The sequence below is a fragment of the Corynebacterium sp. HMSC075F02 genome, from assembly GCF_001838335.1.
Classification (GTDB): domain Bacteria; phylum Actinomycetota; class Actinomycetes; order Mycobacteriales; family Mycobacteriaceae; genus Corynebacterium; species Corynebacterium jeikeium_D.
This window is the reverse complement of the sequence record NZ_KV836311.1, coordinates 52580-78566: the sequence shown is the minus strand read 5'-3', so window position 1 is coordinate 78566 and position 25987 is coordinate 52580. Positions and strand designations below refer to the sequence as shown.

The window sequence follows — 25987 nt, the reverse complement described above, 5'->3', positions numbered from 1 at the left end:
AGAGTTCTCTTATACAAGTGCACACTAACCGCCAAGCGCGCTCCAGCGAGCACGGGAACGTCGCTCAGAAAGACGCTTCGAAAGACATTCTGGAGAATCCGAATCGCTGGCAGGCGCGCTTTCGCGCGCTTACCCCACTAAAGCAGCGCCTCGTTCTCGCCTTCATTGCAATCCTCGCTGGTGGATTGCAGTTCTTAAGCTATGCGCCCATGAGCTGGTGGTGGACGGCCTGGATCGGCCTCGCCCTGCTCATTTTTGCCTTCTTCTGCGCAGCCGATTGGAAATCCAGCGTAGTGGTGGGCTTCAGCTGGGCAACAGCGACGGCTCTTTTCTCACTGCCGTGGATCGGCTCCTTCGTCGGCATTGGCCCCTACGTGGCGCTCTCAATTGTGCTGGGACTGCTCGCAATTCCGGCGGCGCTTGCGATGTGGCTGATTGCCCAATCCAGTTTCCCCCTCGCGCTGAAGCTCCCTGGCATGGCCGCTGCGCTCGTGGCAGGGGAGGCGCTGCTAGCCCGCTGGCCTTTCGGAGGCTTCCCCTGGCTCCGCGTTGCCTGGGGGCAGGTCGACGGCCCGCTGGCCCCAGCAGTGGCAATCGGCAGCACTGCATTGGTCACTTTCCTCGCTGCTTGCGTTGGTGCGGGACTGGTCGCGCTCACGCTACGTTCCTATGCAACCTCCGCTGCGCTTTTGGTGGGAGCGTTATTCGTCGGCTGGGTTCTTCCTGCGTGGACCCAACCGCTGCCTGAGCCTACGGCCGCTGACAACACCCGTGTCGCGGTTATCCAGGGCAATGTTCCGCGCCTCGGTTTAGAGTTCAATGCCCAGCGCCGCGCAGTCCTGCAAAACCACGCCGATGCCACCAATGAGCTGGCCCGACGTGTCCACCAAGGTAAGGAAGAGCAGCCGGACATCGTCATCTGGCCCGAAAACTCCTCCGATGTCAGCCCGTTTACGGATGGGGAAGCGGCACGCATTATCGAAAACGCCGCGATGAATATTGGCGCTCCCATCGTGGTCGGCACCTTTACCTACACCAATGGGGTGCAAAACACCATGGTGGTCTGGGATCCGCAGACCGGCCCCGGCGACCAGCACGAGAAAATCTATCTCCAGCCCTTCGGCGAGACCATGCCATTCCGCGAACTGCTACGTCACTTTTCCGACATGGTCGCTCACGCCGGAGACATGACTCCGGGCAACGGCGATGCCGTGGTTACAACGCCAGGCACCGATGGTTTAAAGAAGGTCAATCTAGGCGTGGCCACCTGTTACGAAGTGGTCTTCGATGGTGCCTTCCGCAACGCAGTCAAACACGGCGCAACCATGCTGGCCACGCCCACAAATAACGCCACCTTCGGTTTCACCGACATGACCTACCAACAGCTGGCCATGAGCCGCATGCGAGCCATGGAGTTCCAACGATCCACGGCCGTCGCCGCAACCAGCGGTGTGAGCGCGATTGTGGATGCGCACGGAGACGTCGTAAAGCGGAGCAAAATCTTCGAGCAGAAGGTACTCACTGAAACTCTGCCTCAGTACGCCCACCTGACTTTTGCAGCCCGCTTCGGGACGTGGATTGAAGGTCTACTGACCGCATTCGGTATTCTTTGTGTGGTTGGTGCCGTCCTGCGTCGCCGTGGCGGAGATGCCAGGGCAGGCGCAGATGAAGTTGATGGCCGGGATACTGAGCAGAACATGCACTAAGGAGAATCACGAGTGACTGCCCTAAATGAGTCGACGCTGGTTGTCATTCCCACTTTCAACGAGCGGGAAAACCTGCCGGGCGTGATTGCACGCCTGCGCGCAGCGGAGCCTCGCGTCGACATTTTGGTTGTCGATGACTCTTCACCAGACGGCACCGGTGAGCTCGCCGATGAAATCGCTGCCGCTGACAAGTCGGACAACGGCGAAGAGCACATCTACGTCCTGCACCGCGAGGGCAAGGGCGGTCTCTGGGGTGCGTACCGCGCGGGCTTCGCTTGGGGTCTCGAGCGCGACTACGAGGTTCTCTGCGAGATGGATGCCGACGGCTCCCACGCACCAGAGCAGTTCCATCTGCTGCTGGAGAAGCTCGAGGACGGTGCCGATGTCGTCATCGGTTCCCGCTACATTCCGGGCGGCAAGACCGTCAACTGGCCAATGAGCCGTCAGGTTCTCTCCCGCGGCGGCAACCTCTACATCTCGCTGGCGCTCGGCGCGGGCATCTCGGATATCACCGCTGGCTACCGTGCTTATCGACGGGAAGTTCTCGAAACCCTCGATCTCGACAACATTGGCAAGGCTGCGTACCTGTTCCAGACCGAGCTCGCTTTTGAGGCTGTACAGGCTGGCTTCTTGGTGGAGGAGGTTCCGATCACCTTTACTGAGCGCGAGTACGGCGAGTCCAAGATGGATGGCAGCTTTGTGAAGCAGTCTCTGCTGCAGGTCACCAAGTGGGGATTCAAGCACCGCTCGCAGCAGGTAAAAAACCTGGGGTCGGAGATTGGTCGCCTGGCTGGTCACGAGTTTAAGCAGCGATTCCGCAAGTAGGGCTAGGGCAGCCCCAAAGATTGCGGCCTACCTGTGTGGAGACGGGCTGCCTGTATGACTGCGGGCTGCAAATGTGAATACGGGCTGCCTGTATGAATGGGGGCTGCAAATGTGAAACTGTCTTAGTTTATGACAGTTTCAAGCCATTTTTCAGGCCATTTTTGTCATAAACGCAGTCAGTAACTCGGTTCGGCCCGCCGCAGCCAGGCACCAACGAAAAATGGGTCCGAATAAGGAGCAAAACCTTATCCGGACCCGAATTTCAGTGTTTGATTGACGGCTACAAAGCTCTAAAGCTCACTAGCGCAAGCCAGCTCAAACCTTAAGCGTTCTTCTCTGCTTCTTCGGCTTCCTTCTGAGCCTTCAGCAGGCGAGCGGCGTTACGACGACGCTTGCGCAGCAAGTCAACGCGCTCATCCAGCAGCACGTCGAGCTCCTCGATGGAGCGACGCTCACGGAGCATGTCCCAGTGAGTCCTCGGCGGCTTCACCGGCTTGGCTTCAGTGCCTTCGCCTTCAACCAGCTCACCAATTTGGCCATTCTTGCACAGCCATTCACCTGGAATTTCCGCGTCATCCGCGAATGGGACCTCGAAGATCTCACCGGATTCAGTGCGGTAGCGGACCATCATTCGCGGCGCGAGGTCATGATCGCGATCGGTCTCATACGAAACGGCGCCCATGCGACTGCCACGAAGAACTCGATCTGCCATGTGGAACGTGCCCCCTTTGGTAGAAATACTAGACCACACATTATAACGCCTTAATCTGTATTCATGCCATAATTGACTTCTGTGTCAGATCAAAAGCCGAGCACAACTACCGCCAATTGCCAGTGGTGTGGCCGCGAAATGGAGGTCGCTATCCGCGGTCGCCGTCGCAAGTTCTGCAGCCAAGCCTGCCGGCAGCGCGCGTATGAAAAACGCACTGGCGTAGCAAAAGGCGCTTCCAGGCCGATTGCCGAGCGAATCAATTCGGATCTCACGCTGAAGACCGCCACCGATGCCACGAGCAGGCCGGCGGGCGATGACGTCGTAAAGCGAATAGGGGACGGGCTCTTCGAAGTACGTTGTCTCGCCGAAGACTTGCGCACCGCGCTTGACGACGGCATGGAGACTGCCGTCCTGCAGGAGATTACGCAGGAATTGATTATGAAAACGCGTGAAGTGGAACGGTTTATCCCATAGCGGATTAAAAGGATAGGATGAGCACTATGAATTCTGGTGTTCGTAAGTCAATTATTACTTTGATAGCCGTTGCAGTTGTTGCGCTCGCAATTGTTATTGTGGGGCCAGTTTTGTATCGCGTTTTCACGCATGAAGGGGTGCGTACTGGGGATTTCGAGGCCACGGAGCTGCCTGCAGCAACGACTGATGCGAATGGCACCTGGAAGATTGTCGGTGGCGATAACTCACAGAACACCTCCGTTGGTTTTACTTTTAACGAGGTACTGCCGGGCAGCAGGCGGACGACGTCCGGTTCCACTCACGATGTCACCGGTGAGCTGAAGGTTGCTGACAACAATCTTGAGGACGCATCCGTTGTTGTTGATATGGCAACTCTGACTAGCGATATTGAACGTCGTGACATCAATGTCCGCAACAATATTTTCAGTGTTGAGCAGTACCCAGAAGCTAAATTTGAGCTTGCAGAGCCGCTCGATATTTCAAACATTCCAGATAACGGCCAGTGGGCGAATATCGAGATTCCGGGACGCCTGACCATCCGCGGTGTCACCAATGATGTCACCGTGCCGATGAAGGCCGCTCGTACCGAAAACCTGGTTTTGCTGTCGGGCACTCTGCCAATCAACCGACTGGATTACAACGTGCGCCTGCCACAGTTTGTAGCTGCATCCATCGAGGAAAACGGCGAACTCAATCTACGCATTGTCGCAGAGAAGCAGGACGCGTAGGACGGGTAGGTTTCGCGGCTGGCAGGCACCGCCATCTAAAGAAAATCGCAGTAGCGCTAATCCAAAGAGGCTTATAGCCAGCGAAAATACACCTCGATTCGTCACTGTGACGCAATAAAGCCATTTAGTCACACACCACAGAAATCCTGCCAAAAACAATTTTGGTAGACCAGTTGGGAGTCACAACGATATGAACACCTACGAAGCAATGTTGCTCGCACGAAAGGTGCGAATGGTACTACTGATTATCTTCATTGCATTCGTGGCCTACAAGGGCGTGTGGTGGCTCGTGGCTGTCGGCATACTCCTGATTGGCATGACGCTGTGGCAGAACAAAAGGCTGCGGGAAGAGATTGCCGTCCGCAACGCGGATGAGCTTGCAGCGAACGCCAAGGACAATGAGCAATAATCCCGACGGCATAGATCAAGCGCCAAGATAGAACACGGCAGCAGAAAAAGCGGCGGCGAAAAAGGCGACAGTCCTGGAAATTCAGAAAACCCCAGGGCCAACCACTTTCATTATTTGTCCGATAATATACATTATGACATTTTGGCCTAAGGGTCCCGTCCTCCCCATTACCGCCGATGCGCCATTACCGTCAGGTCTAACCAGCCGACCAGCCAGTCAGAATGAACCGCCAACCCGGACCGCTTTACTCACTCAGCAAACAACTATTTTTCGCTACACGTCTATTCAGGAATTTTTAGTAAGATTTCCCGCATGCCTGAACTCTCAGACACATCCAGCAGCTCAGACAGACCCAATACATCCGACACATCAGATAGATCTGGCTCGTCCGACGACCCAGAGCCTCGCGCCAACGTTGGCGGGCTCTCTGTAGCCGCAGTAAGCGCAATCACCGCAGCAACCGCCGCAGCATCCCCAGCGAACGCAGCGAACACTTCAGGTGATGCCGCGTGATTGTATCCGCACTCATCGTCTTAGCGGTCTTTCTATTCCTCGTTTTCGCCAACGCAATTTTCGTTGCTGTCGAGTTTTCCTACCTCACGGTTAACAGGAACGATGTCAAGAAGGCCGCAAACGCCGGCTCAAAGTCCGCATACTTAGTAGACCGTGCTCTATCACGCACCTCTACAAACCTCTCCGGCGCACAGCTGGGAATTACGGTCACCAGCCTCGTCGCTGGTTTCCTTACCGGGCCTTCCCTCGGCGTGCTCCTCGAAGCCGCATTTGGTGGCACTAGCATCTCTCCCGCCACCGTCACTGCAATCAGCACTACGGGCGCTTTCATTATCGCGACTTTCACTCAAATGGTCTTTGGCGAACTCGTCCCCAAAAACTGGGCCATCGCCGAGCCCGCTAAAGTCGCAAACCTGGTGGTCAGGCCACAAAATGCCTTTATGTTCGCATTCGGCTGGCTGGTCTGGCTACTCAACAGCGCGGCTAATTGGGTGCTAAAACGGCTCGGCTTCTCCCCTGAGGAAGAGGTCGCCAGTGCCAGGACCGCGGAGGAACTCCGTGCCGTCGTCACGCGCTCTAGCGATGAAGGAAAGATTAACCCGCAGACCGCCGAGTTGGTGGCGCGATCGATTGAGTTCGGCGAGCGCACGGCGGCTGAAGTGATGACGCCACGCACGCAGATTATCTTTATCGAAAATCAGAGCGTCGCAGAGATGCTGACGGTCGTCGCAGATTCTGGACATGCACGCTTCCCCGTCGTTGGCAATAGCGTCGACGACATTCGCGGCGTGGTGCATTACACCGACCTGCTCAGCGTGCCACACGCACAACGCTTGACGACGTCGGCTGCGAGCCTGGCCAAAGATGTACTCGTGGTAAATGACTCGACCACACTTGATCCGCTGATGCGTCAACTGCGTGAGGATGCATACCAGTTCGCAGTGGTTGTCGATGAGTACGGCGGCACGGACGGCATTGTGACGTTGGAGGATCTCGTCGAGGAAATCGTCGGTGAAATTGACGATGAACAGGACGATCGTTCGTTGCTCTACAGCCGGATTAGCCCCAATACGGTGATTGTTTCCGGTCTCATGCGCCCTGATGAGTTGGGAGAGATCCTAAACCTGGTCCTGCCGGAGGGCGAAGAATCCGACACTATTGGTGGATTTATCACCGAACGCTTGGATCGCATGCCTCGCTTCGGCGACACGATTACGGTCGAAGCCACCGACCACGAAAACCTCGATGAGGAGAACTTGCCTACCACCGCTGAAGTTGCTTTTCGAGTCGAGCGCATGGCGCGTCACCGCGTTGGCCGTATTCGTGTCCAGGTGGACCGCGCCGGCAACAAGGTCACGCGCACGGATGAAGGCGCTCACCAGGACGGCACCAGTCACAACCACGTCGAGCACAACAGCGAAAAGGAGGGCTAGAACATGCCACTACTTACTCTTGTTTTGCTGTTGGCCCTCAATGCCTGGTTTGTCGCCGCTGAATTTGCGATGGTCTCGGCTCGCCGCGATCAAATTGAACCGGATGCCGTCAGCGGCTCTACCAGCGCAAAGTACGCGCTGCGTGGTATCGAAAACGTGTCGGTCTCCCTGGCGGCAACACAGCTGGGCATTACCGCCTGTTCCCTGCTCATCGGTGCCGTCGGCGAGCCTGCGATTGCGCACTTCTTCGAGCCCTACATGACAGCGCTGGGACTCCCCGCGGGCACCGCCCACGTGGTTGCGCTGGCGTTGGCACTGCTGATTGTCACTTTCTTACACATGGTTGTCGGCGAAATGGTGCCGAAGAACATCGCTATTGCGGCCCCCAGCCCGACGGCGAAGTTCGTGGCTATTCCGCTGTATGTGATTGTGCGGGTGCTCAATCCGGTTATCTGGGCGATGAATACGACCGCGAACATCGTGGTTCGCAAGGTTCTTCGCGCCACTCCGAAGGACGAGGTCGATTCCTCCTTCACCGCTAGTCAGGTGCAGGATTTCGTCGCCGAGTCCGGGCGTCAGGGCCTTCTCGACAATGACGAGCTCGCGCTCCTCCACAAAGCTCTCGGCTTCGAGCATCTCACCGCCGCGGATGTCACTATGCAACTCGACACCCTCGTCACCATTGGCCCCGACGCCACTGTCGCCGACATCGAAGAGCTCAGCGCACGCACGCGCTTTTCCCGCTTCCCCATCACCGATGCCGACAGCAGCTTCATCGGCTACCTTCATGTCAAGGATTTGCTCTCGCTTGACGACGGTCACCGCGACCGACCCTTCCCGCGGAACCTGATTCGCACCTTCGCAAGCGTCAGCCCGGATGCCAAGCTCCAGACGGTCATGCGGCTTATGCAGCGCGAGCAGGCTCACTTCGCCTTGGTGACGGCGAAAAACAGTACTTCGGAGAACTCTGTCAGCGGAATCGTTGCACTGGAGGACGTACTAGAAGAGCTCGTCGGCGAAGTCCGCCAGGCAACAGCCTAGCGAGTGCGCCGACGAGCCCCGTCGATTCCAGCTGGTTACTTGCTGCTGAAAGCTAGTTAACTAATTACTTCAGTGCAGCCAGTGCGGAGTCGTAGTCCGGCTCCGTGGTGATTTCATCGACCAGCTGGTTGTAAATGACCTTGCCCTCTTCGTCAGTGACGACTACGGCACGAGCAAGCAGGCCAGCGAGCGGGCCATCCTGCTGGACAACACCGAAGGCTTCGCCGAAGCCGTGGCGGAAGTCCGAGGCAACCTCAACGTTGTCCAGGCCTTCTGCAGCGCAGAAGCGGCCGAGAGCGAACGGCAGGTCACGCGAAACATTAACTACGACGGTGTTGTCCAGCCCAGCAGCGTCCTCGTTGAAGTGACGCACCGAAGCTGCACAAACACCAGTATCTACGGACGGGAAGATGTTGTAGACGACCTTCTTACCAGCGAAGGTCTCATTGGTGACCTCCCCGAGGTCACCACCGGTGAGGGTAAACTCCGGAGCCTTGTTGCCCACCTGGGGCAGGTCTCCGGAAAGCTGGACTGGGTTGGACTGAAATGCGGTTTGTGTCATAGCGCCCTTTTTACCGCCTTTCGTCCGGATCCTCCAGGCTGTTTCCTGGAAATCAGTAGAATCGTGACAGAAATGAAATTCCGGGCCGCAGTATCTTGAGCAATCTTGCGTACCTTGCGGTCCGGGCCACGCTATTCAGCGGGCCCCACGTTTAAACTCCGAGGAAAGGCAGCCATGAGTTTGATTACCGCAATTGTGTCCATCGATGTCGAAGCTGACAAGATTCCGGAGGCCGCCGAGACCATCGTCGAGATCGACGGCGTGACTGAGGTCTACTCCGTTACTGGTGACTGGGACTTGGTCGTCGTGGTGCGCGCAACTAATCACGATGATTTGGCGGAAATCATTCCAAATCTCATCAGCAAGGTCGACGGTGTTATTCGCACTCAGACTCAGCTGGCTTTCCGCACCTACTCTCAGCACGACCTGGAAAGTGCATTCTCCATCGGGCTGGAGTAGTCGCGGATTCTTCTACCGAGCCGTGCGGTATGCGGGAGCTACTTAACCACTTCCGCCATCGCGCGGCCTGCCTGGCGGCCACTGAAAATACAGCCGCCCAGGAATGTACCTTCCAGCGCGTTGTTGCCGTGAACGCCACCGCCACCGAAGCCAGAGGCCTCGCCTGCAGCGTAGAGCCCCTCAAAAGGTGTTCCGTCCGGGTGCAAGCACTGGCCGTCGAGGGTGGTCTCGATGCCACCGAGCGTCTTGCGGGTCAGCATGCGCAGACGAATAGCAATCAGTGGGCCGTTCTTCGGATCCAAAATCGGTGATGGCGGCACGGAGCGGATGATCTTGTCCCCGAGGAAGTTCCGGGCCACGTTGACGTAATTGACCTGGTAGTCCTTGGAGAAGGGATTACCGGTCTGCATATCGCGCTGACGAATCTGCTCCTCGAGCTTCTCCAGGTCAATCTTCGGCGCTGCGGCTCCGGACTCCCCGCCCGAGCTCGCCTCCACAATCTCGTTCATCCCCTCGACCAGCTTTGGCAGATCGTCGGCAACCACCCAGTCTTCGCCGTTATCCATAAACGCCTGAATAGGTGCGGCAACACCAGAGGTCACCTTGCCAATCAGCTTCTTGATCTCCTTGTCGGTCAGATCCGGATTCTGTTCTGAGCCAGAGAAAATAAACTCCTTGCCCACGATGTTCTTATTCAGCACAAACCAGGAGTAAGAGTGTCCGGTAGCCAGAATGTGCTTCATCGTGCCGACAGTATCGGCGCCCGGAATATATGGCGCTGGCAGGCGGCTTCCTTCTGCGTCAAACCACATGGCCGACGGCCCCGGGATGATACGGATACCGTGATTCGGCCACACGGGATTCCAGTTCTTCATGCCCTCGGTGTAATGCCACATGCGGTCACGGTTGACGAGGTTTGCGCCGGCCTGCTCTGCAATCTCGATACCACGGCCGTCAACATGCTCTGGCACACCGCAGACCATGTCCTTCGGCATCTCGCCCAGGCGCTCGGTCGGCCAGCACTTACGCACGGCTTCCAGGTTGCCGCCAACACCGCCCGTCGCAATGCACACGGCCGACCCGCGGATCTCAAAGTCCTCCCCTGTTTCCTCGCGTGACGACGCCACTCCTCGCTCTAAAGATTCACAGGGAACCAGAATCTTGCCACGCACGCCGACGGCGCGGCCATCTTCCACAATCACCTCGTCAACGCGGTGGCGATGGCAGTATTCCACCAGCCCCTTCTTCGCAGCTTCAGCGACCGGCTCTGCGAATACGCGGACGATTTCGGGGCCTGTGCCCCAGGTGAGGTGGAATCGGGGTACCGAGTTGCCGTGACCGTCGGCACGCCCTTCACCGCGCTCAGCCCACCCGACGACAGGCAGGAACTTCACGCCGAGATTGCGGAGGTAGTCACGCTTCTCCCCTGCCGCGAAGTTCAGGTAGGCCTTGGCCCACTTGCGCCCCCAGTTGTCTTCCTCGCGGTCGAACTGCGCGGAGTTGAACCAGTCAGCTTCAGCGAGCTCGCGGTTGTCCTTGACTCCGAGGCGGCGCTGCTCTGGCGAGTCAACGAGAAAGATTCCTCCCAGCGACCAGAAAGCCTGTCCGCCGAGGTTGTTGGCATTCTCCTGATCGACAAGGATGACCTTCTTGCCGGCCTGCGTGGCCTCATACGTCGCGACCAATCCGGCAAGACCGGCGCCGACGACAACAATGTCTGCAGTACGTGTGGTGCTCTGTGCGTTCATAGTTTCGTTTTTAGACTCTAAACACCGTCTTTGAGGTGGTTTTGCCTAAAAACGTGATTTATTTTTACAGGCTTTATTTATCTGGCGAATTTCCAACGGGCCCGGAGCTGCCCACTGCTAGTGAGGCCTGCGTGGCGCATGCACGAGCTCGACCTGTACGAGCGTGACCTTCTCTGCGCGCACGAGCGCTTCAAACAGCGACAGATAGTAATTCCACATCCTCCGGAACACTCTGTCGTAGCCGATACCAGCGGCTTCGCGCGCATGCGCCGCAAAGAAATCTCGCTGGAGCTGCAAGGTCGTCGCGAAGTGCGCCGGAATGTACTCTTCCGCCGCGATGCGCAGGCCGGTTTCCCGGTCCACCATCTTGCGCAGCTCTTCCATGGTGAAAAGCTGCAGCTGCGGCCACACGTAAGCGCGTACGAGGTCCAAGCTGCGCTCGGCGAGCGCATCGAATTTGTCCGTCGCTACCACCATTTGGACGACGATGGTGCCGCGGTCGACAAGCAGACGCTCGGCGCTCTTCAGCCAGCGCAGCGCACCTGCACGACCGAAGGTCTCCAGACGCCCGACGTTGATAACCGCCTCGAAGTCGGACTCGAATTCGCGTGGCGACGGAATGTTGCGATCCATCTGGATCACATCGACCGCGCCGCGCAATCCGGCTTTTTCCACCCGTTCCAGCACCGTTTCGGTGTGGTCATCAGAGACGGTAATAACCTCCGCGCCCGCTCCCCTTTCTGCAGCCCGAAGGGCAATTTCTCCGCCTGCCGACGGCCATTCGGCGACACGGTCTCCGGCCCGGACTCGAGCAAGATCGAGGATGTGCTCAATATTGCGCACCTGGGCATGCAGAAAATCGGCACGCGCGACGGATTTCGGGGCATCGACATAAGTCACGTCAACTGACCAGTGTGAGGGAACCCCACCCTTGCCAGCACCACGGGCATAGTTTTGAATCTGTTCCCGCGACGAGGTTCGCACTCCGGAGGCGAACAGGCCGGAACCGCCCATCAGCAATTCGCCGGAATAGAGCTCCAGCAATGAGGTCGGCAACTCTCCCGCCATATCTGGCCCATCGAGACGCGGACGTGAACGCGCGACTTTCATCAGACCACGTGCCAGCGGCCCCAACGAAGCAATATCAAGCTCGGCGCTGAGCAGTCGGCTGAGAAGCTCTGGCAAATCATCACTGGACCATTCGCCCGCGAGATAGGCCTCCCCCAATCCGAGCCATTCTGAATCAGCTAGTCGAGAATAGAAAACAGGATCAATGACGCTGAAAACGACTGGACGAAACGATTCAGAACTAGTGGGAGATTCACTGCCGCCGCTAGAGCTGGCACCACCGACTCCGTCGATAGCCAAATCGGCGTCACCCGTCGACCGAGTAATGAAAGACTCCCCGACAAACTCACCGGATTCAACCAGTTCAATGCCGTTATCCTGGCAGAGTCGCTCAAAAGAGCGTTCCATCATTTCGGCACGTTTCGCTAGAAAACGCCCCTCTGGAATACGCGCAACCCGAGGCCATCGCTCTGCGTCAATTGCCTGCCGGCTTGCCGAATTCACCCTGCCCGAACCTCCTAACAATCGCGCCGCATAAAGGTACGAATAACGAACTGAGTTTGCTCTCGCAGCCTACCGCGCAGGGACCCAGAATAGGCGGTGGCGCACCGAGAGGATTACTATTGTGGCTTGCCGGCTAAAAGCCGAATCTAAAACTTCGAGAACTTTCAAGTCTGTGAGGAGAAAATACATGACCGAGACTCCGTACCGCCCGCACTCCGGACGCCCGCACGTGGTCGTCATCGGTTCGGGTTTCGGTGGCTTGTTCGCGGCGAAGAAGTTGCAGGGCGCCGAGGTCGACGTCACTCTCATCGACCGCACTAACCACCACCTGTTCCAGCCACTGCTCTACCAGGTAGCAACGGGCATCCTGTCCTCGGGCGAAATCGCTCCGTCCACTCGTACAATCTTCGACGGTGTTCAGAACGTTCGTGTTGTCAAGGGCGATGTCACCGACATCGACGTCGAAAAGCAGGTTGTGACTTCGGAACTGGGTCACCAGACTTCCAAGTGGGAATACGACCACCTCCTGGTTGCCGCTGGCGCTGGCCAGTCCTACTTCGGCAATGATCACTTTGCCGAGTTTGCTCCGGGCATGAAGAACATCGACGACGCACTCGAAATCCGTGCCCGCATCATCGGCGCGTTTGAGCGCGCCGAGCTGACCGACGATCCCGCTGAGCGCGAGCGCCTGCTGACCTTCGTCGTTGTCGGCGCTGGTCCGACTGGTGTTGAACTTGCCGGCCAGCTGGCCGAGCTGGCTAACCGCACCCTCGCATCGTCCTACCGCAGCTACAACCCGCACGCTGCACGCGTCGTCCTGCTCGACGGCGCACCGCAGGTTCTGCCGCCGTTTGGCAAGCGTCTGGGCCGCAAGGCTCAGAAGTCCCTGGAAAAGATGGGCGTCATCGTCAAGCTTGGCGCGATGGTGACTGACGTCAATGAAGAGGGCGTCACCTACAAGAACATGAAGGATGGAACCGAGGAGTTCATCCCGTCGTTCTGCAAGATTTGGTCCGCCGGCGTGTCCGCTTCCCCGCTGGGCAAGATGATTGCCGAGCAGACTGGCGCCGAGACCGACCGCGCTGGCCGTGTCGTTGTCAACGAGGACATGACAGCTGGTGACTACAAGAACGTCTACGTCGTGGGCGACATGTCCAACCGCGAGAACCTGCCGGGTGTTGCTCAGGTTGCTATTCAGGGTGGCGAGTACGTCGCCGCCAACATTGCAGCTGAGGCCGACGGCCGCGACGTCGCTGAGCGTCAGCCGTTCGAGTACTTCGATAAGGGCTCCATGGCAACCGTCTCCCGCTTCTCCGCAGTGGTGAAGATGGGCAAGGTTGAGGTCACCGGCTTCATCGGCTGGATTCTGTGGCTGGCCGTCCACCTGATGTTCCTGGTGGGCTTCCGCAACCGCCTCGTCTCCTGCGTCAGCTGGGGCCTGAACGTCCTGGACCGCAACCGTTGGCAGATGGTTTCCACCCGCCAGCAGATGTACGCACGCAACGCCATCGACCGCCTGGCCGAGTTCAACAAGGACAAGGCTGAGCAGGATCTGCCGCTGGAGGTTCGCGACACTCGCCGCGAGCACCGCGCAAAAAGGAACAAGTAGTTAACTTGCAGGTGGCCAGATTAGAAAACAGCTAATCACGACAAGCCACCTGCGAGCTTCCTACCAGGCCCGTTACCACCTATAACGATTTGCTACAGCGGCTTGTCGAGTACCGCAATTCGTAGGTTGGTGCGGGCCAGCAGTTTTTCATCTGCCTTGCGGGTGTGCTCAATACGCCACAGTTGCATGGTGCGCCCCAGGTACTCTGGCTCCGCCGTGGTAACGATTACCTCGCCAGCTCGGGCGGAGCGGTAAAAATCGGTGTTATTGTTCACACCGACGACCGGCTTCTTCGCACCGCAGGCAACGAAACCAGCAATAGAGCCAGCAGTCTCACCTAGCGAGCAATAAACACCGCCATTGGCTAGGCCCCACGGTTGCAGGTGGTCGGGCCCGACCTCGAGCTCCATCTGAATTCGCTCCGGCCCGACATGGACAAACTTCGTGCCCAGCAAGGTATCTAGACCGCCGATTCCGTTATCGCCCAAGGTGCTGTTAAAAACAGCCAGCTCCTCATCGCTCAGCGCTTCCTGGCTAGCCTTCGTCGCCAGTGTCATATAATCGCGCAGCGCCTTCCTCTTCGCCTGCTCGGCGACGGAAGCTGCAGAGTTAGAGTCCTGTGAACTGCCATTATTCGCAATAGTCTCGTCAGTCATGCCAAACATTGTGCCAGCGCACGCCATCACTCGTGGCAGTTTCAACGTTAAAAGCAGTAACAATTTCTGAGTCCCAGATACAACGAACCCCGGCCAGGCTTTAAGATGGTGGGCATGACCGATAACAATGAACTCGCACAAATTGGTGTCGTCGGGCTCGCCGTCATGGGCTCGAATATCGCACGCAACTTCGCCCACAAGGGACACACCGTTGCCGTGTACAACCGCAGTCCGGAGAAAACTCGCACCCTCATCGCTGAACACGGTGATGAAGGCTCATTCATCCCGTCCGAGACCATTGAAGAGTTCGTCGCTTCGCTGGAGCGCCCGCGTCGCGCTCTGATCATGGTTCAGGCAGGTGCCGCTACTGATGCGGTCATCGATCAGCTTGCCGACGTGATGGAGCCCGGCGACATCATCATTGATGGCGGTAACTCTCTTTACACGGACACCATCCGTCGCGAGAAGGCTATTCGCGCCCGTGGCCTGCACTACGTTGGCACTGGTATTTCCGGTGGTGAAGAAGGTGCTCTGACTGGCCCATCCATTATGCCGGGTGGAACGAAGGAGTCCTACGAGTCCCTCGGCCCGCTGCTGGAGTCCATCTCCGCACACGTTGATGGCGTTCCGTGCTGTACTCACATTTCCTCCGATGGCGCTGGCCACTTTGTAAAGATGGTCCACAACGGCATCGAGTACGCGGATATGCAGGTCATTGGCGAGGCCTACCACCTGCTGCGTGAGGCCGCTGGCCTCACCCCTGCCGAGATTGCAGATATCTTCCGCGAGTGGAATAAGGGCGACCTGGACTCCTACCTGGTCGAGATTACCGCTGAGGTTCTCTCTCAGGTCGATGAGAAGACAGGCAAGCCGCTGGTGGATGTCATCGTTGATGCTGCTGGTCAGAAGGGTACCGGCCGTTGGACGGTCAAGGCCGCTTTGGACTTGGGCATTCCAGTAACTGGTATTGGCGAGGCCGTGTTCGCTCGCGCCCTGTCGTCTTCCCTTGCTCAGCGTGAGGCTGCCCGCAACCTGCCGTCGGGAAGCCTGGCTAAGGCACCGGAAGATCGCGATGCTTTTGTGGAGCGCGTCCGTAAGGCGCTCTACGCTTCCAAGATCGTTGCCTACTCGCAGGGCTTCGATGAGATTAACGCTGGTGCCAAGGAGTACGGCTGGGAGATTGACCGCGGTGCGCTGGCGACCATCTGGCGTGGTGGCTGCATCATCCGCGCACAGTTCCTGAACCGCATCAAGGAAGCGTACGACCGCAATCCGGAGCTGCCGGCGCTGGTACTCGACGAGTACTTCCGTGACCAGGTCACCGAGTGCCTCGACGCGTGGCGCGACGTTGTCGTCACTGCAGCACAGATGGGTATCCCGGCTCCGGTGTTCTCCTCTTCGCTGGCTTACTACGACGGCCTGCGTGCGGAGCGTCTGCCGGCAGCACTGGTTCAGGGGCAGCGTGACTACTTCGGTGCGCACACTTACCAGCGTGTTGACCGCGAGGGTGCTTTCCACACCCTCTGGTCTGGCGACCGCTCCGAGGTTGAAGCGTAGTCTTGAAGTCTGTCGCTTCACGCTCTTGAAGTTAAAAGGGGTCTGAGATGCCATTTCCCAAGAAGGCAAAGCCTGATTTTGTGCCACGAGTTCTTTCCATCGCCGGCACAGACCCAACAGGTGGCGCTGGGCTCCATGCCGATTTAAAATCAATCGCCGCCGCCGGTGGTTATGGCATGGGCGTGGTCACCGCTTTGGTATCTCAGAACACCGTGGGCGTTCGTGCCGTCCACACCCCACCTGTTGACTTCCTCGTCGAGCAGCTGGCTGCTGTAACTGAGGATGTCACCATCGACGCGGTGAAGATTGGCATGTTGGGTTCACGCGAACTCACGCAGGCCGTCACCAACTGGGTTCGGGAGACCAAGCCAGCCGTGGTTGTTCTCGATCCGGTTATGGTCGCCACCTCTGGCGACCGTCTGCTTGACGAAGATGCCATGGACGCAATGCGTGACTTGGTCGCGGAAGCCACCGTCATCACGCCGAATGTTCCCGAACTGGCATTGCTTGCCGACGCCCCGGAGGCCAGCGACTTCACTGAGCTGATTGAGCAGGCGCTGGAGTTCGCGAGCAAGAACGATGTCATCGTGATTGCAAAGACTGGTCACTTAAGTGATGAGGAAGCCGGCAATGCCGTGGCCTTCCCCGATGGCCAGGTTTTCTTCAGCTCTTCTCCCCGCATTCACACTGAGAACACCCATGGCACGGGTTGTTCGCTGTCCGCAGCTCTTGCCACACGGATTGGTGGGGGCTCTGCGATTAATGATGCCCTGCGCTGGACTACGCGCTGGCTCAGCGAGTCCATTCGTTTCGCGGATAACCTCAACGTCGGCCAGGGGCACGGCCCCATTGACCACGGCCACAGGGCTCGTCGCCTGGAAAAGGTCGCGCTTCGCCGAATGCAACCAGTGCATCTGAACTCTAGTTTTTACCCGGCGGCCATCGAAGGCACTGATACTGAGCAGACGCCGAAGGAGCTGGAATCTTTCTTCGGCCACTCACTCCAGATTGCGCCGGCGGGCCCCTTTACTTCCCAGCTGTGGCGGGACATCGAGGACATCGTTGCCGAGATTGGCGGAATGTTCAGCGTCCCCACGATGCTCCGCGGCGACCTTTCCTCGGACGAAACCAACTTCTTCGTAGCGCAAGAGGCCTGGTACTTGCACCAAGTTTTCCCAGTCCTGTCGCATCTGGCAACCAAAGCACCCTGCGCTAAGGAACAGGTTCTGTGGTCGTCACTCGCACAGGAAGCCCTGGTGCGTGCGTTGGAATTGAGCAATAACGCGCTGGAAGAGACTTCTTCGGCGCTCGAGGACATCGAGCCGACAACCATCACGCAGCTTTTGCTGGACGTGCATTCTTCCTGTAGCGCTTTCAACCCATATCGGGTCGCCGTAACCAGTATCGTCGCCGAAATGTGGATTGCAACCGAGCTGACTCTGCAAGGAAAATCGCTGGTTGATGGGGATTCCGCGATCGCGAACTGGGTGGAGGTGTATTCCGACCCCGAGTATGTTGACAGTGTTCAGCAGGCTCTCGAGGTCCTTGAAAAGAATATGTCCACGGCCAGCGATGCGGAGCTCAAATCCATCCGCAACATCTTCCGTCGAGCCGCCATTCTTGAGCGCGAGGCCTATGCGCAACCGGGTCGCGGTTGGTAAATGTCATGGGACGGTAGTTTTCAAGCTCACCGGACGTGCCTATTGCATGGCTGTCCGGGGATAGCGGTATTCTAACAAGCATGCCCCCTCCTGCTGAGTCCAGTGATTTCAGACAGTTGGGCACGCCGGAAGCGATTGTGAGTATTCTGCGTGCCCAGCACATAACTTCGCCTACCGCCGTGCAGGTGGCGACTTTGCCAGATGCTTTCGCTGGCAAGGACGTTCTCGCACAGGCCCCCACAGGCTCGGGCAAAACGCTCGCATTCGGCATTCCGCTGGTCGCGTTACTCAATAACGCCTCTCCAGCGCTTCCCGGTTACCCGCGCGCGCTCATTATTTCGCCAACGCGCGAACTCGCAGATCAGATTGCTGATGTCCTGGCTGACATCGGTGCCGCTGCAGGTCTGCGTGTCTTGAGCTTGGTCGGCGGTGACTCCGTGGCCAAGCAGCAGACTCTGCTCGCGGCACCAGTCGATATCGCTGTGGTCACACCGGGTCGCGCACACGATTTGCGCCGCCGCGGTCTCCTCAGCCTTGAGCACGTCCTCGCTGTTGTCGTTGACGAAGCGGACATGCTCGCTGACATGGGCTTTCTGCCCGATGTTCTGGGCCTGGTCCGTGCGTGCCCGAAGTCGGCACAGCGCATGGTTTTTTCCGCCACGATTAACGACGACGCCGCGGGGCTTATTCGCGATCGTCGCGCAAGTAGCACTGAAGTTGCGAAGCACAAGGTCACTGCCTCCCGGTTGACCATGCGCAATATGCGGCATCTGTTACTTCGGGTGGAGGACAACAACGAAGCCGACGAAGTGGTCGCCTGGATTGCCTCCCGCAAGGATCAGTGCGTCATCTTCGCCAACTCTAAGGCGCGTGTCGTGCAGCTGGCTAAGTTTCTACAGTTCTATGACATCAAGTTAGGTTTCCTCCACGGCGATCGCGGCCAGGCAACTCGCCGCGCGGTCCTCAAGGCCTTTGCCGACGGTGAAATCAATGTCCTCGTCACCACGGATGTGGCCGCTCGTGGCATTGATATCGATGCTCTTGACTTGGTTGTGCACGCGGATCCGCCAAGGGATTCCGCGACGTATATTCACCGCTCTGGTCGGACGGCTCGTGCAGGTGCTTCCGGCACGGTAGCGATGATTGTGCGTGACCGCCAGGTTGATCAGGCCCGCGAGCTGCTGGCAGGGGCCGGCGTTGAAGCTGAAGAGCTGCGCGCCGCTCCGGGACTGCCGCGATTTGTCAAGGAACTGGGCGCACGGCGTCCGCGCCGGGCTCGTCAAGATCAGAGCCAATCGGCAGGCGGTGCTGGTGGTGCCGGTTACCGCGGGCGCGGCGGTTCGTCGGCAAGCGGAAAGAATCGTGCTGGCGGTCGCGTACACCGCCCCAAGCGAGGGAAAAAGAAGAAGAGATAATCAGTGGATATTGTTCTCAATATTGTCGCGGTTGTCGGCTTTATCGCGCTAACCGCTGGCACCGGCCTCTTTGTGGCGTTTGAATTCGCGCTGACCGGACTGGAGCGGTCTACGATTGACGCCGACCGCGCCCGTTCAGCGGATGCACCTGCTGAGGCCGTTCACAAGGCGCATAATCGACTGTCCTTCCATCTTTCCGGTGCACAGCTGGGCATTACGTTGACCACGCTGGCAACTGGTTTCCTCGCGGAACCGGTGCTGGCACAGTACTTCACGCCGATGTTGCATTGGATGGGGCTCAGCGAGTCTGCAGCGGGACCGACCGCACTGATTCTTGCCCTCATCGTGGCCACGATGTTGTCGATGGTCTATGGCGAGTTGGTGCCAAAGAATGTCGCGATTACAGAGCCGCTGGCAGTAGCGCGAGTTACGGCTCGTCCGGTGATGGCGTTTAACTGGGTGTTCCACTACTTCATCCATTCGCTGAATGCCACGGCGAACTGGCTGGTGCGCAAGCTCGGTATTGAACCGGCGGATGAGTTGGCTTCAGCGCGTTCCCCTCAGGAGCTGGAAGCACTGGTACGTAATTCTGCGGAGCAGGGTGCATTGGATGAGTCGAAGGCCGCTGTACTCGAGTCGTCGTTACGCTTTGGCGAAACGACGGCGGAGGACCTAATGACGCCGCGGTCGACGATTACCTCCCTCGATGTCGATGACACGGCGCTGGATCTGCTGGCTGTCGCTATCGAATCGGGGCATTCCCGCTTCCCCATTACTGACGGGGACCTCGATGCCACTGTCGGTGTTGTCCACGTCAAGGACGCATTTGCGGTGCCTGCGGCGAAGCGCTCAACCACCACCATGCGGGAGATTGCACGGCCTGTGCCGACGCTGCCGCAGTCGCTGGACGGCGATGCCGTACTGGAGGCCGTGCGTTCGGCCGGCTCGCAGATTGCGCTGGTCGCCGATGAGTACGGCGGCATCGCCGGCATTGTCACCATCGAGGATGTCGTCGAGGAAATTCTTGGCGAGGTCTGGGATGAGTACGACGACAAGGAGTCCGAGCAGGAAGTCAAACGCGCGATCGAAGGTTGGAACTGCTCTGGCCTTGTGCGTACCGACGAGCTGCCGACCAAGGTCGGATACTTCGCCCCAGAAGGTAGCTTCGAAACGCTCGGTGGCTTGATTATGTTTGCGCTCGGTCGCATCCCGGAGGTCGGTGACGTCGTCCTGCTGCCAGAGACCGAACGCGACTTCATGGACGAGTTCGAATCGGGTATCGCCGGACGCTGGTACGCCCGCATTCTGGCGATGGATGACCGCCGCGTGGACCGTGCCATTTTGATTCCTGTGACCAACGAGCGCGCTAAGGAGATGTTCAACCTATGAGTGACTGGTTTGGAATCCTCCTGACTTTCTTCTTGTTGTTGGTCAACGCGTTTTTCGTGGGCGCGGAGTTCTCACTTATTGCTGCGCGCCGTGACCGTTTGGAAGCGCTGCTGGCTCAGGGAAAGAAGCGCGCACGCACAGTTATCAATGCTTCTGAGCACCTGTCGATGATGCTCGCCGCCGCACAGCTGGGCATCACCATTGCCTCGCTACTGCTGGGTAAGGTCTCTGAACCGGCGCTGGCACATCTGCTGGAAGCTCCTTTCCACGCCATGGGTATTCCGGAGTCGCTGCTGCACCCGCTGAGCTTTGCCATCGCATTGATGCTGGTGTCAGTGCTGCACATCATGCTCGGTGAGATGGTGCCGAAGAATATCGCGCTGGCAGGACCGGAAACGATGGCCATGCTGCTTATTCCTGTTCACATGGTCTTCTACCGCTTGACCAAGCCGCTGTTGCTGCTGTTTAACTGGATGGCTCGCCATACGCTTAAGCTGTTCGGCATTGAGCAGCGCGATGAGCTCGACACCACTGTCGATTCCACTGAGTTGGCATCGATGATTGCGGAGTCTCGTCAAGAGGGGCTCCTTGACAGCGAGGAGCACGTCCGCCTTCGTCGCACACTGGCTTCGGCCACGCGCACCATTGAGGAGGTACTGATTCCGCACGAGCAAATTCGGCGCCTCCCCACCGCACCGACTGTGGGCGACCTAGAGACGGCGGTCACCGAAACTGGATTCTCCCGGTTCCCCGTCGCTGCAGCCAACAATGAACCCAACGAGTACCGCGGCTATGTTCACGTGAAAGATGTCCTCGACCGCGTCATGGATCCTGCCTCCGGCCCAGAGACAGCCATCCCCGATGACGAGATTCGCCCGATGATTGAGATTCCGATCGATGCCACGCTGGATGAGGGATTGCGCATCATGCGCCGCTACAGCGCCCACATGGCAGTGGCTGTACGCGCTCGCATGCCAAAGCCGCACCTGCGCGCAAACGCCCCGGCAAGCATCGCTCCGAAGACTGGTGCTTTCTCCGGCGCGGAGCAGATCGGCATCGTGGCTCTGGAGGACCTCATCGAGGAGCAGGTCGGTGTCGTGCGCGACTGGACCCACGAGGTCTCCCCGCGTCGCAGCGGTGCGCCAAAGCAGCACTCGACCGTGAACCAGCCCCGGACCCGACCGGGCAGCACGCAGGGGCGCCAGCCGTGACGCCTACGCCCGATTCGTCTTTCGATTGGCGTGAAGCCAAAGCAAGGCATATCGCCCGCGTCGATGTCCTGACCCGCGACCGCCTGTCCCGTCGCAGTCGCGGCCAGCGCCACCCGGTCTGGGACTTCATCTTCGAGTACTACCCCGTTAAACCCGGCCAACTCCGCCGCTGGTCACCGGGCATCGGCGTAGATCTTCCCGGTGCGACGGCCAAAGACATCAGTCACCTGAAGTTCTTTACCCTCGACACGGACGACACTACCGATAGCCCTGCCCGCAAGGAGCCTACCGATACCGCCTCTGGGACGGCGCGCATGGATGTTTCGGCGTACGTCGATAAGCGAGGTACGACGGTGGCGTACATCGGCAATCTGTTGCGTTCGACGCGCGCGAATCCGGCGCACTTTGACTGCTTTGGCCTGCATGAATGGGCGATGGTGTATCGCCAGCCCGAGCATCGTCACCCGGAGCCCCTGCGGCTGGGTCAGGCAGACACGGACGAGGTCGTCGAGGCCCACACGGTTCGATGTACGCACTTCGACGCCTTCCGTTTCTTCACGCCCGACGCCGTGCCGCTCAACGAGTTTGCCCCGACGCGCGAGACACAGCCGCACTGTGAGCAGATGGGGTGTCTGCACGCCAACATGGACTTGTATAAATGGGCGACCAAGCTCGGCGAGGCGGTCCCCGGCGACCTGTGGCTGGATACTTTCGAGCTCGCGTGCAGTGCCCGTGAGTTGGATATGCGCGCCGCTCCCTACGATCTGCGGGATTGGGGTTTTGCGCCCATTCGCATCGAAACGCCCGAAGGCAAGGCCGAGTACGTCCGCCGCCAGCGTGAGCTCAGCGCGCGTGCCGATGTTCTGCGCGGCCGTCTTCTCGAAGTGGTAGATGTCGCCTTGTCCACGCAGTAAAGTTGACAGGAGTTACGTGCGCGTTTGTGCTTTACGACGAGGTCTGCTGCGAGTCGACAGTGCCGAGCACACTCAGCATAGAAAGGGCTAGAACGACATGGGACGACACGCCTCGGGTGAGAACAACTATCGAGTGGCTAAGGGGCCTTTTATTGCCGTCTTGGTCGTAATTGTTCTGGTCGCTGCGGTTTTTGCCTGGGTTAATCTGCGCAAGAGCAACGATTCGTCGATTGATGCTGACCGTGCACGGTGCACGAAGGGTGACCTGACGCTGGTGGTGACCGCCGATCCTGCTGCGGTGGGCTCGGCACAGAAGCTTGTGCAGGACTACGGCGAGTCGAATCCCGTGGTGAGGGACTTCTGTGTGCGGCCACAGATTACGGTGGCGGGCTCGCAGGAGGTTGTGAACGCCCTGACTAAGGCTGGTGGCACTGAAGCTGGTGAGGGAGCTCCGGAGGACCCCGCTGCGGGTGAAGCCGGTACTGGAATTATGACTCCGGGAGTCTGGATTCCCGCCGATATCTCTTTCGTAGACCGGGCGAAGAACTCAGACAAGGTCAAGGTCAACAACCCCAAGACGTGGTTGCCGCCGATTGCCAGCGGCGTGGCCTTCACAACCAATCGTGCTGACCAGCTGAACAACGCCACCTGGGAAGAGCTTGCAGGATTGCGCGTAGCCGCCCCCGGTGGCTCCGACGCGGCACTGTCTGCCGTGATTAGTGCTCGACTTGGCGGTGGCCCGGACGTCGCTCGCGAACGCGCGGGCTTGGGTGAGGTCTACACCTCCAATACTCTGCTGACCATGCTCAGCCAGAGTGTCGCTGACTTCGACGGCGTAGCCGCGACCCAGCCCATGCTGCAGATGGCCGGCGAGGGGCTGAAGCTGGTCTCCCCTGCGGATGCACCCCAGTTGCACGCGCCAGTTGTCACCTTTGGCTCCGGCGGCAAGATCGACGAGAACACGGCTCGTGCGGCCGAGGACTTCCGAAACTTCGCAGCAGATCACGGCGCCGACGGCGAAGCTGCTGAGAGCACTTTCAGCCCTGAAGTAGCAGAGAACTTTGGAGTGCTCTCGCAGATTCAGACGGATTCTTTTGCGCTGCCGCCAGCACTGGAGCAGCCGGACGCGCAACAGCCCGCAACTGCGGTGGGTTCGGCGCTCCTGCTCGCTGACACCTCCGAGGGCGTCGATGTTGGGGCGCTGTCTACGGCACTTTCCGGCGCTATCGATGCGGCACCTGGTGGCCGCTACGGCCTGTGGACATTCGCACCTGAGGTGAACCGCCTCGCGGAACTTCCCGCGCCCGACGACGAGGCCAACAATGGCGCGGACGCCGTAAAGGGTTCGCTGGCCGAACTTCCGGCCGGTGGTGAGGCACAGTTCTGGCCAGCGCTTATCGATGCCTACCAGGCCGCCCGCGACACCTACTCCCCGGACAAGCCCAACCGTCTCGTCGTGCTCACTTCAGGTCGCGATGCCTCGGGCGCCGATGCCGCCGAGTCCGTCGAGAGGATCAAGGAACTCATTAGCCCAGACCGCCCGGTAACGATTGAGGTCATCGTGCTTCCCGACGGCGACAGCTCCAGCCCCGAGCTGCAGGAAGTGGCAAATATGACTACTGGCTCTCTGCGCATTGCGGCCGACTACGGCGATGGCCTGGCCTCTCAGTTGGCTGCGGCTATCGGTACGGAGTAAGTAGCAAAAACCGCCTCCATCTGGTCCAACCTCGGGAGAGGAAAAACGGAACCAGTTGTGGAAGGCGGTTTTCGTTTAGTTTGTTTCGGCTATTTGAGCGGCGGCCATAGCAGCGACGCCGCTGTCCAGCCGTATCGTTGGCGGTTACCGTATCTGTTGGCGGTTAGGAGATGCGGCGGCGACGACGCTCAGCCAGCTCGTCGATGCCAGTACCTGGGTTCTCCTGAGTACCGTCGATACGCTCAGACGGGAAGGAGGCGATGGTGCCAGTCAGTTCCTTCATAATGCCCGGGACAGCAATGCCAAACACTCCCTGGCCACCGTTGAGCAGGTCGATGACCTCTTCATTGGAGCGGCACTGGTAGACGGTGCGACCGTCGGAAACCAGCGTGATGGTAGCCAGGTCATCGACGCCGAGGTCACGCAGGCGATCGACAGCCAGACGGATGTTCTGCAGGGAAATACCGGTGTCCAGCAGACCGCGGACAATCTTCAAAACGAGGATGTCGCGGAAGGAGTACAGACGCTGGGTACCTGACCCCTTGGCGGTACGGATAGAAGGCTCCACCAGCTTGGTGCGTGCCCAGTAGTCCAGCTGGCGGTAAGAAATGCCCGCTACCTGACATGCGATAGGAACGCGGTAGCCAACCTGCTCGTCCGGTCCCATGTCGAACAGGGATTCCTGAACCGCGCGTGGCTCTTGCGAGTCCGACGCACGGAGCTCATTGTCGCCAAAGAGCGAACCGCTGTTGTCGTCGACCATATAAATTCTCCCGAGGTAGTTTCACTGCCGTTATTTATCTTTCGCCAAGGTTAATCGGCTGTCAATACATCACAGGACGACACGCCGAATCTCTAAACCTAAAGTTAAGGTTTAGAGTTTGGAGCCACAGTTTCCCCAGCTCAAGCACAACCCGGGAGCAAAACCGCAGGACGGGATGAAACTATAACTTACGAAAAGTTACCCCTTTTATGGGGTCATTCAGCGACACGACGGAGGAAATAAGCGTCACAACTACCTCAAAAGTAGCCAGTTATTCACTCCAGTCACACGTTTAACGGTCGCCATCGGAAGCTGAATCGGCGCCACCGTCGGCTTCACCATCAGACTTCTTGTCCTCCGCATCACCTTGCGGCTCGGCGAAGTAGTCAGCATCAATACTGTCGAGGAATTCCGCAAACTCCGACACCGATGCCTCGACGGAGTCGGTCTCCGACTCGTCGGCAAGCGAACCGCCATTGGTTGCGACGAGACGCGCCGCTACCGACGTGGCGTCGAGCACATCACGCGCGACATACAGCGGAACCTCAAGCTCGCTAGCGATAAGGATGAGGTCGGAGGGCCGCATATCAATCTCTGCGCCACCTTCGAGCACCAGGCTGGCGATGAAAACGCCCTCATGCACGCCCGTAATCTGGCCGCGCAGGGCGCTCTGCCCCACCATGTCCAGCGTATCGACGAAGACCTCATGCATGCCCGGGCGACGCTGCGTAGCGCCGGTCTCACGGGCGGAGTATTCCGTCGCCGTCGCCAAATCAATCCAAATCGGGATAATCCGATTGGTCTCTTCGGCATGCAGGAGCAGCACTGGATCGTCCTCAGGAGGATGCGCCATCCAGTCTAGAAACTTGACTTCTACGAGTTTTTCGTCCATAACAGCGATAATTGTAGCGAGCCGCTATTTACGCGGGACTAC

23 protein-coding genes are annotated in these 25987 nt (G+C 58.8%); 16 read left to right on the top strand and 7 right to left on the bottom strand.

The window, feature by feature from the left end; all coding sequences use genetic code 11:
• The first annotated feature begins 17 nt into the window (after positions 1-17).
• Complete coding sequence (gene lnt, locus HMPREF2920_RS04945; RefSeq protein WP_070546148.1) at positions 18-1706, top strand: apolipoprotein N-acyltransferase; 1689 nt, start codon at positions 18-20, stop codon at positions 1704-1706.
• Positions 1707-1718: 12 nt separating this feature from the next.
• Positions 1719-2531, top strand: coding sequence for a polyprenol monophosphomannose synthase (locus HMPREF2920_RS04940; RefSeq protein ID WP_049170520.1), 813 nt, complete (start codon positions 1719-1721; stop codon positions 2529-2531).
• A gap of 322 nt (positions 2532-2853) precedes the next feature.
• Here the strand turns inward: HMPREF2920_RS04940 and HMPREF2920_RS04935 are convergent, their stop codons facing one another.
• Entirely contained in the window at positions 2854-3243 is a 390-nt protein-coding gene (locus HMPREF2920_RS04935) for an RNA polymerase-binding protein RbpA (RefSeq protein ID WP_005511311.1), read from the bottom strand.
• Positions 3244-3324: 81 nt separating this feature from the next.
• Between HMPREF2920_RS04935 and HMPREF2920_RS04930 the strand changes: the two genes are divergently transcribed.
• From HMPREF2920_RS04930 to HMPREF2920_RS04910, 5 genes are all read left to right on the top strand, one after another.
• Positions 3325-3717 carry a hypothetical protein gene (locus HMPREF2920_RS04930; RefSeq protein ID WP_224783748.1) on the top strand — a complete coding sequence of 131 codons (393 nt, stop codon included), beginning with the start codon at positions 3325-3327 and terminating at the stop codon, positions 3715-3717.
• Between the two features lie 26 nt (positions 3718-3743).
• Positions 3744-4445: a YceI family protein gene (locus HMPREF2920_RS04925; RefSeq protein ID WP_246821102.1), complete on the top strand. Its 702-nt coding sequence runs from the start codon at positions 3744-3746 to the stop codon at positions 4443-4445.
• 190 nt (positions 4446-4635) lie between these two features.
• Positions 4636-4854 carry a hypothetical protein gene (locus HMPREF2920_RS04920; RefSeq protein ID WP_016422819.1) on the top strand — a complete coding sequence of 73 codons (219 nt, stop codon included), beginning with the start codon at positions 4636-4638 and terminating at the stop codon, positions 4852-4854.
• A gap of 509 nt (positions 4855-5363) precedes the next feature.
• Positions 5364-6800 (top strand): hemolysin family protein, encoded by a 1437-nt coding sequence (locus HMPREF2920_RS04915; protein ID WP_070854064.1) that lies wholly within the window; start codon positions 5364-5366, stop codon positions 6798-6800.
• Positions 6801-6803: 3 nt separating this feature from the next.
• Positions 6804-7841 carry a hemolysin family protein gene (locus HMPREF2920_RS04910; protein ID WP_070854063.1) on the top strand — a complete coding sequence of 346 codons (1038 nt, stop codon included), beginning with the start codon at positions 6804-6806 and terminating at the stop codon, positions 7839-7841.
• A 64-nt stretch (positions 7842-7905) separates the two neighbouring features.
• On the opposite strand, the gene tpx is transcribed toward HMPREF2920_RS04910, so the two are convergent.
• Positions 7906-8403 (bottom strand): thiol peroxidase, encoded by a 498-nt coding sequence (gene tpx, locus HMPREF2920_RS04905; protein ID WP_016422822.1) that lies wholly within the window; start codon positions 8401-8403, stop codon positions 7906-7908.
• A 174-nt stretch (positions 8404-8577) separates the two neighbouring features.
• On the opposite strand from tpx, the gene HMPREF2920_RS04900 reads away from it, so the two are divergent.
• A complete protein-coding gene (locus HMPREF2920_RS04900; RefSeq protein ID WP_005511316.1) occupies positions 8578-8862 on the top strand; it encodes an Lrp/AsnC family transcriptional regulator in 285 nt (94 codons plus the stop codon).
• A 38-nt stretch (positions 8863-8900) separates the two neighbouring features.
• Here the strand turns inward: HMPREF2920_RS04900 and HMPREF2920_RS04895 are convergent, their stop codons facing one another.
• Together HMPREF2920_RS04895 and HMPREF2920_RS04890 are read right to left on the bottom strand one after the other, a co-directional pair.
• Positions 8901-10610 (bottom strand): FAD-binding dehydrogenase, encoded by a 1710-nt coding sequence (locus HMPREF2920_RS04895; protein ID WP_070854062.1) that lies wholly within the window; start codon positions 10608-10610, stop codon positions 8901-8903.
• A gap of 117 nt (positions 10611-10727) precedes the next feature.
• Positions 10728-12182, bottom strand: coding sequence for a class I SAM-dependent methyltransferase (locus tag HMPREF2920_RS04890; RefSeq protein ID WP_070854061.1), 1455 nt, complete (start codon positions 12180-12182; stop codon positions 10728-10730).
• A gap of 187 nt (positions 12183-12369) precedes the next feature.
• On the opposite strand from HMPREF2920_RS04890, the gene HMPREF2920_RS04885 reads away from it, so the two are divergent.
• Positions 12370-13791, top strand: a complete 1422-nt coding sequence (locus tag HMPREF2920_RS04885) for an NAD(P)/FAD-dependent oxidoreductase (protein ID WP_048734034.1) — start codon at positions 12370-12372, stop codon at positions 13789-13791.
• A gap of 92 nt (positions 13792-13883) precedes the next feature.
• Here the strand turns inward: HMPREF2920_RS04885 and HMPREF2920_RS04880 are convergent, their stop codons facing one another.
• On the bottom strand, positions 13884-14447 hold the full coding sequence (locus tag HMPREF2920_RS04880) for a PaaI family thioesterase (protein WP_224433479.1): 564 nt from the start codon (positions 14445-14447) through the stop codon (positions 13884-13886).
• A gap of 105 nt (positions 14448-14552) precedes the next feature.
• On the opposite strand from HMPREF2920_RS04880, the gene gndA reads away from it, so the two are divergent.
• From gndA to HMPREF2920_RS04845, 7 genes are all read left to right on the top strand, one after another.
• On the top strand, positions 14553-16004 hold the full coding sequence (gene gndA / locus HMPREF2920_RS04875) for an NADP-dependent phosphogluconate dehydrogenase (protein ID WP_049170491.1): 1452 nt from the start codon (positions 14553-14555) through the stop codon (positions 16002-16004).
• 47 nt (positions 16005-16051) lie between these two features.
• Entirely contained in the window at positions 16052-17665 is a 1614-nt protein-coding gene (locus HMPREF2920_RS04870) for a bifunctional hydroxymethylpyrimidine kinase/phosphomethylpyrimidine kinase (protein WP_049193543.1), read from the top strand.
• A 185-nt stretch (positions 17666-17850) separates the two neighbouring features.
• Positions 17851-19080: a DEAD/DEAH box helicase gene (locus HMPREF2920_RS04865; RefSeq protein ID WP_239660003.1), complete on the top strand. Its 1230-nt coding sequence runs from the start codon at positions 17851-17853 to the stop codon at positions 19078-19080.
• 3 nt (positions 19081-19083) lie between these two features.
• Positions 19084-20469: a hemolysin family protein gene (locus HMPREF2920_RS04860; protein ID WP_016422831.1), complete on the top strand. Its 1386-nt coding sequence runs from the start codon at positions 19084-19086 to the stop codon at positions 20467-20469.
• Positions 20466-21680 (top strand): hemolysin family protein, encoded by a 1215-nt coding sequence (locus HMPREF2920_RS04855; protein ID WP_048734025.1) that lies wholly within the window; start codon positions 20466-20468, stop codon positions 21678-21680. The genes HMPREF2920_RS04860 and HMPREF2920_RS04855 overlap by 4 nt, the downstream gene beginning before the upstream one ends.
• Positions 21677-22594, top strand: coding sequence for a 3-methyladenine DNA glycosylase (locus tag HMPREF2920_RS04850; RefSeq protein WP_070854060.1), 918 nt, complete (start codon positions 21677-21679; stop codon positions 22592-22594). The genes HMPREF2920_RS04855 and HMPREF2920_RS04850 overlap by 4 nt, the downstream gene beginning before the upstream one ends.
• Positions 22595-22691: 97 nt before the next feature.
• Complete coding sequence (locus HMPREF2920_RS04845; protein ID WP_049193551.1) at positions 22692-24290, top strand: vWA domain-containing protein; 1599 nt, start codon at positions 22692-22694, stop codon at positions 24288-24290.
• 163 nt (positions 24291-24453) lie between these two features.
• Here HMPREF2920_RS04845 and HMPREF2920_RS04840 read toward each other — a convergent pair whose 3' ends face one another.
• Both HMPREF2920_RS04840 and HMPREF2920_RS04835 read right to left on the bottom strand, forming a co-directional pair.
• Positions 24454-24957 carry a MerR family transcriptional regulator gene (locus HMPREF2920_RS04840; protein ID WP_172620271.1) on the bottom strand — a complete coding sequence of 168 codons (504 nt, stop codon included), beginning with the start codon at positions 24955-24957 and terminating at the stop codon, positions 24454-24456.
• A gap of 388 nt (positions 24958-25345) precedes the next feature.
• On the bottom strand, positions 25346-25945 hold the full coding sequence (locus tag HMPREF2920_RS04835) for a bifunctional nuclease family protein (RefSeq protein WP_070854059.1): 600 nt from the start codon (positions 25943-25945) through the stop codon (positions 25346-25348).
• Positions 25946-25987: the final 42 nt, after the last annotated feature.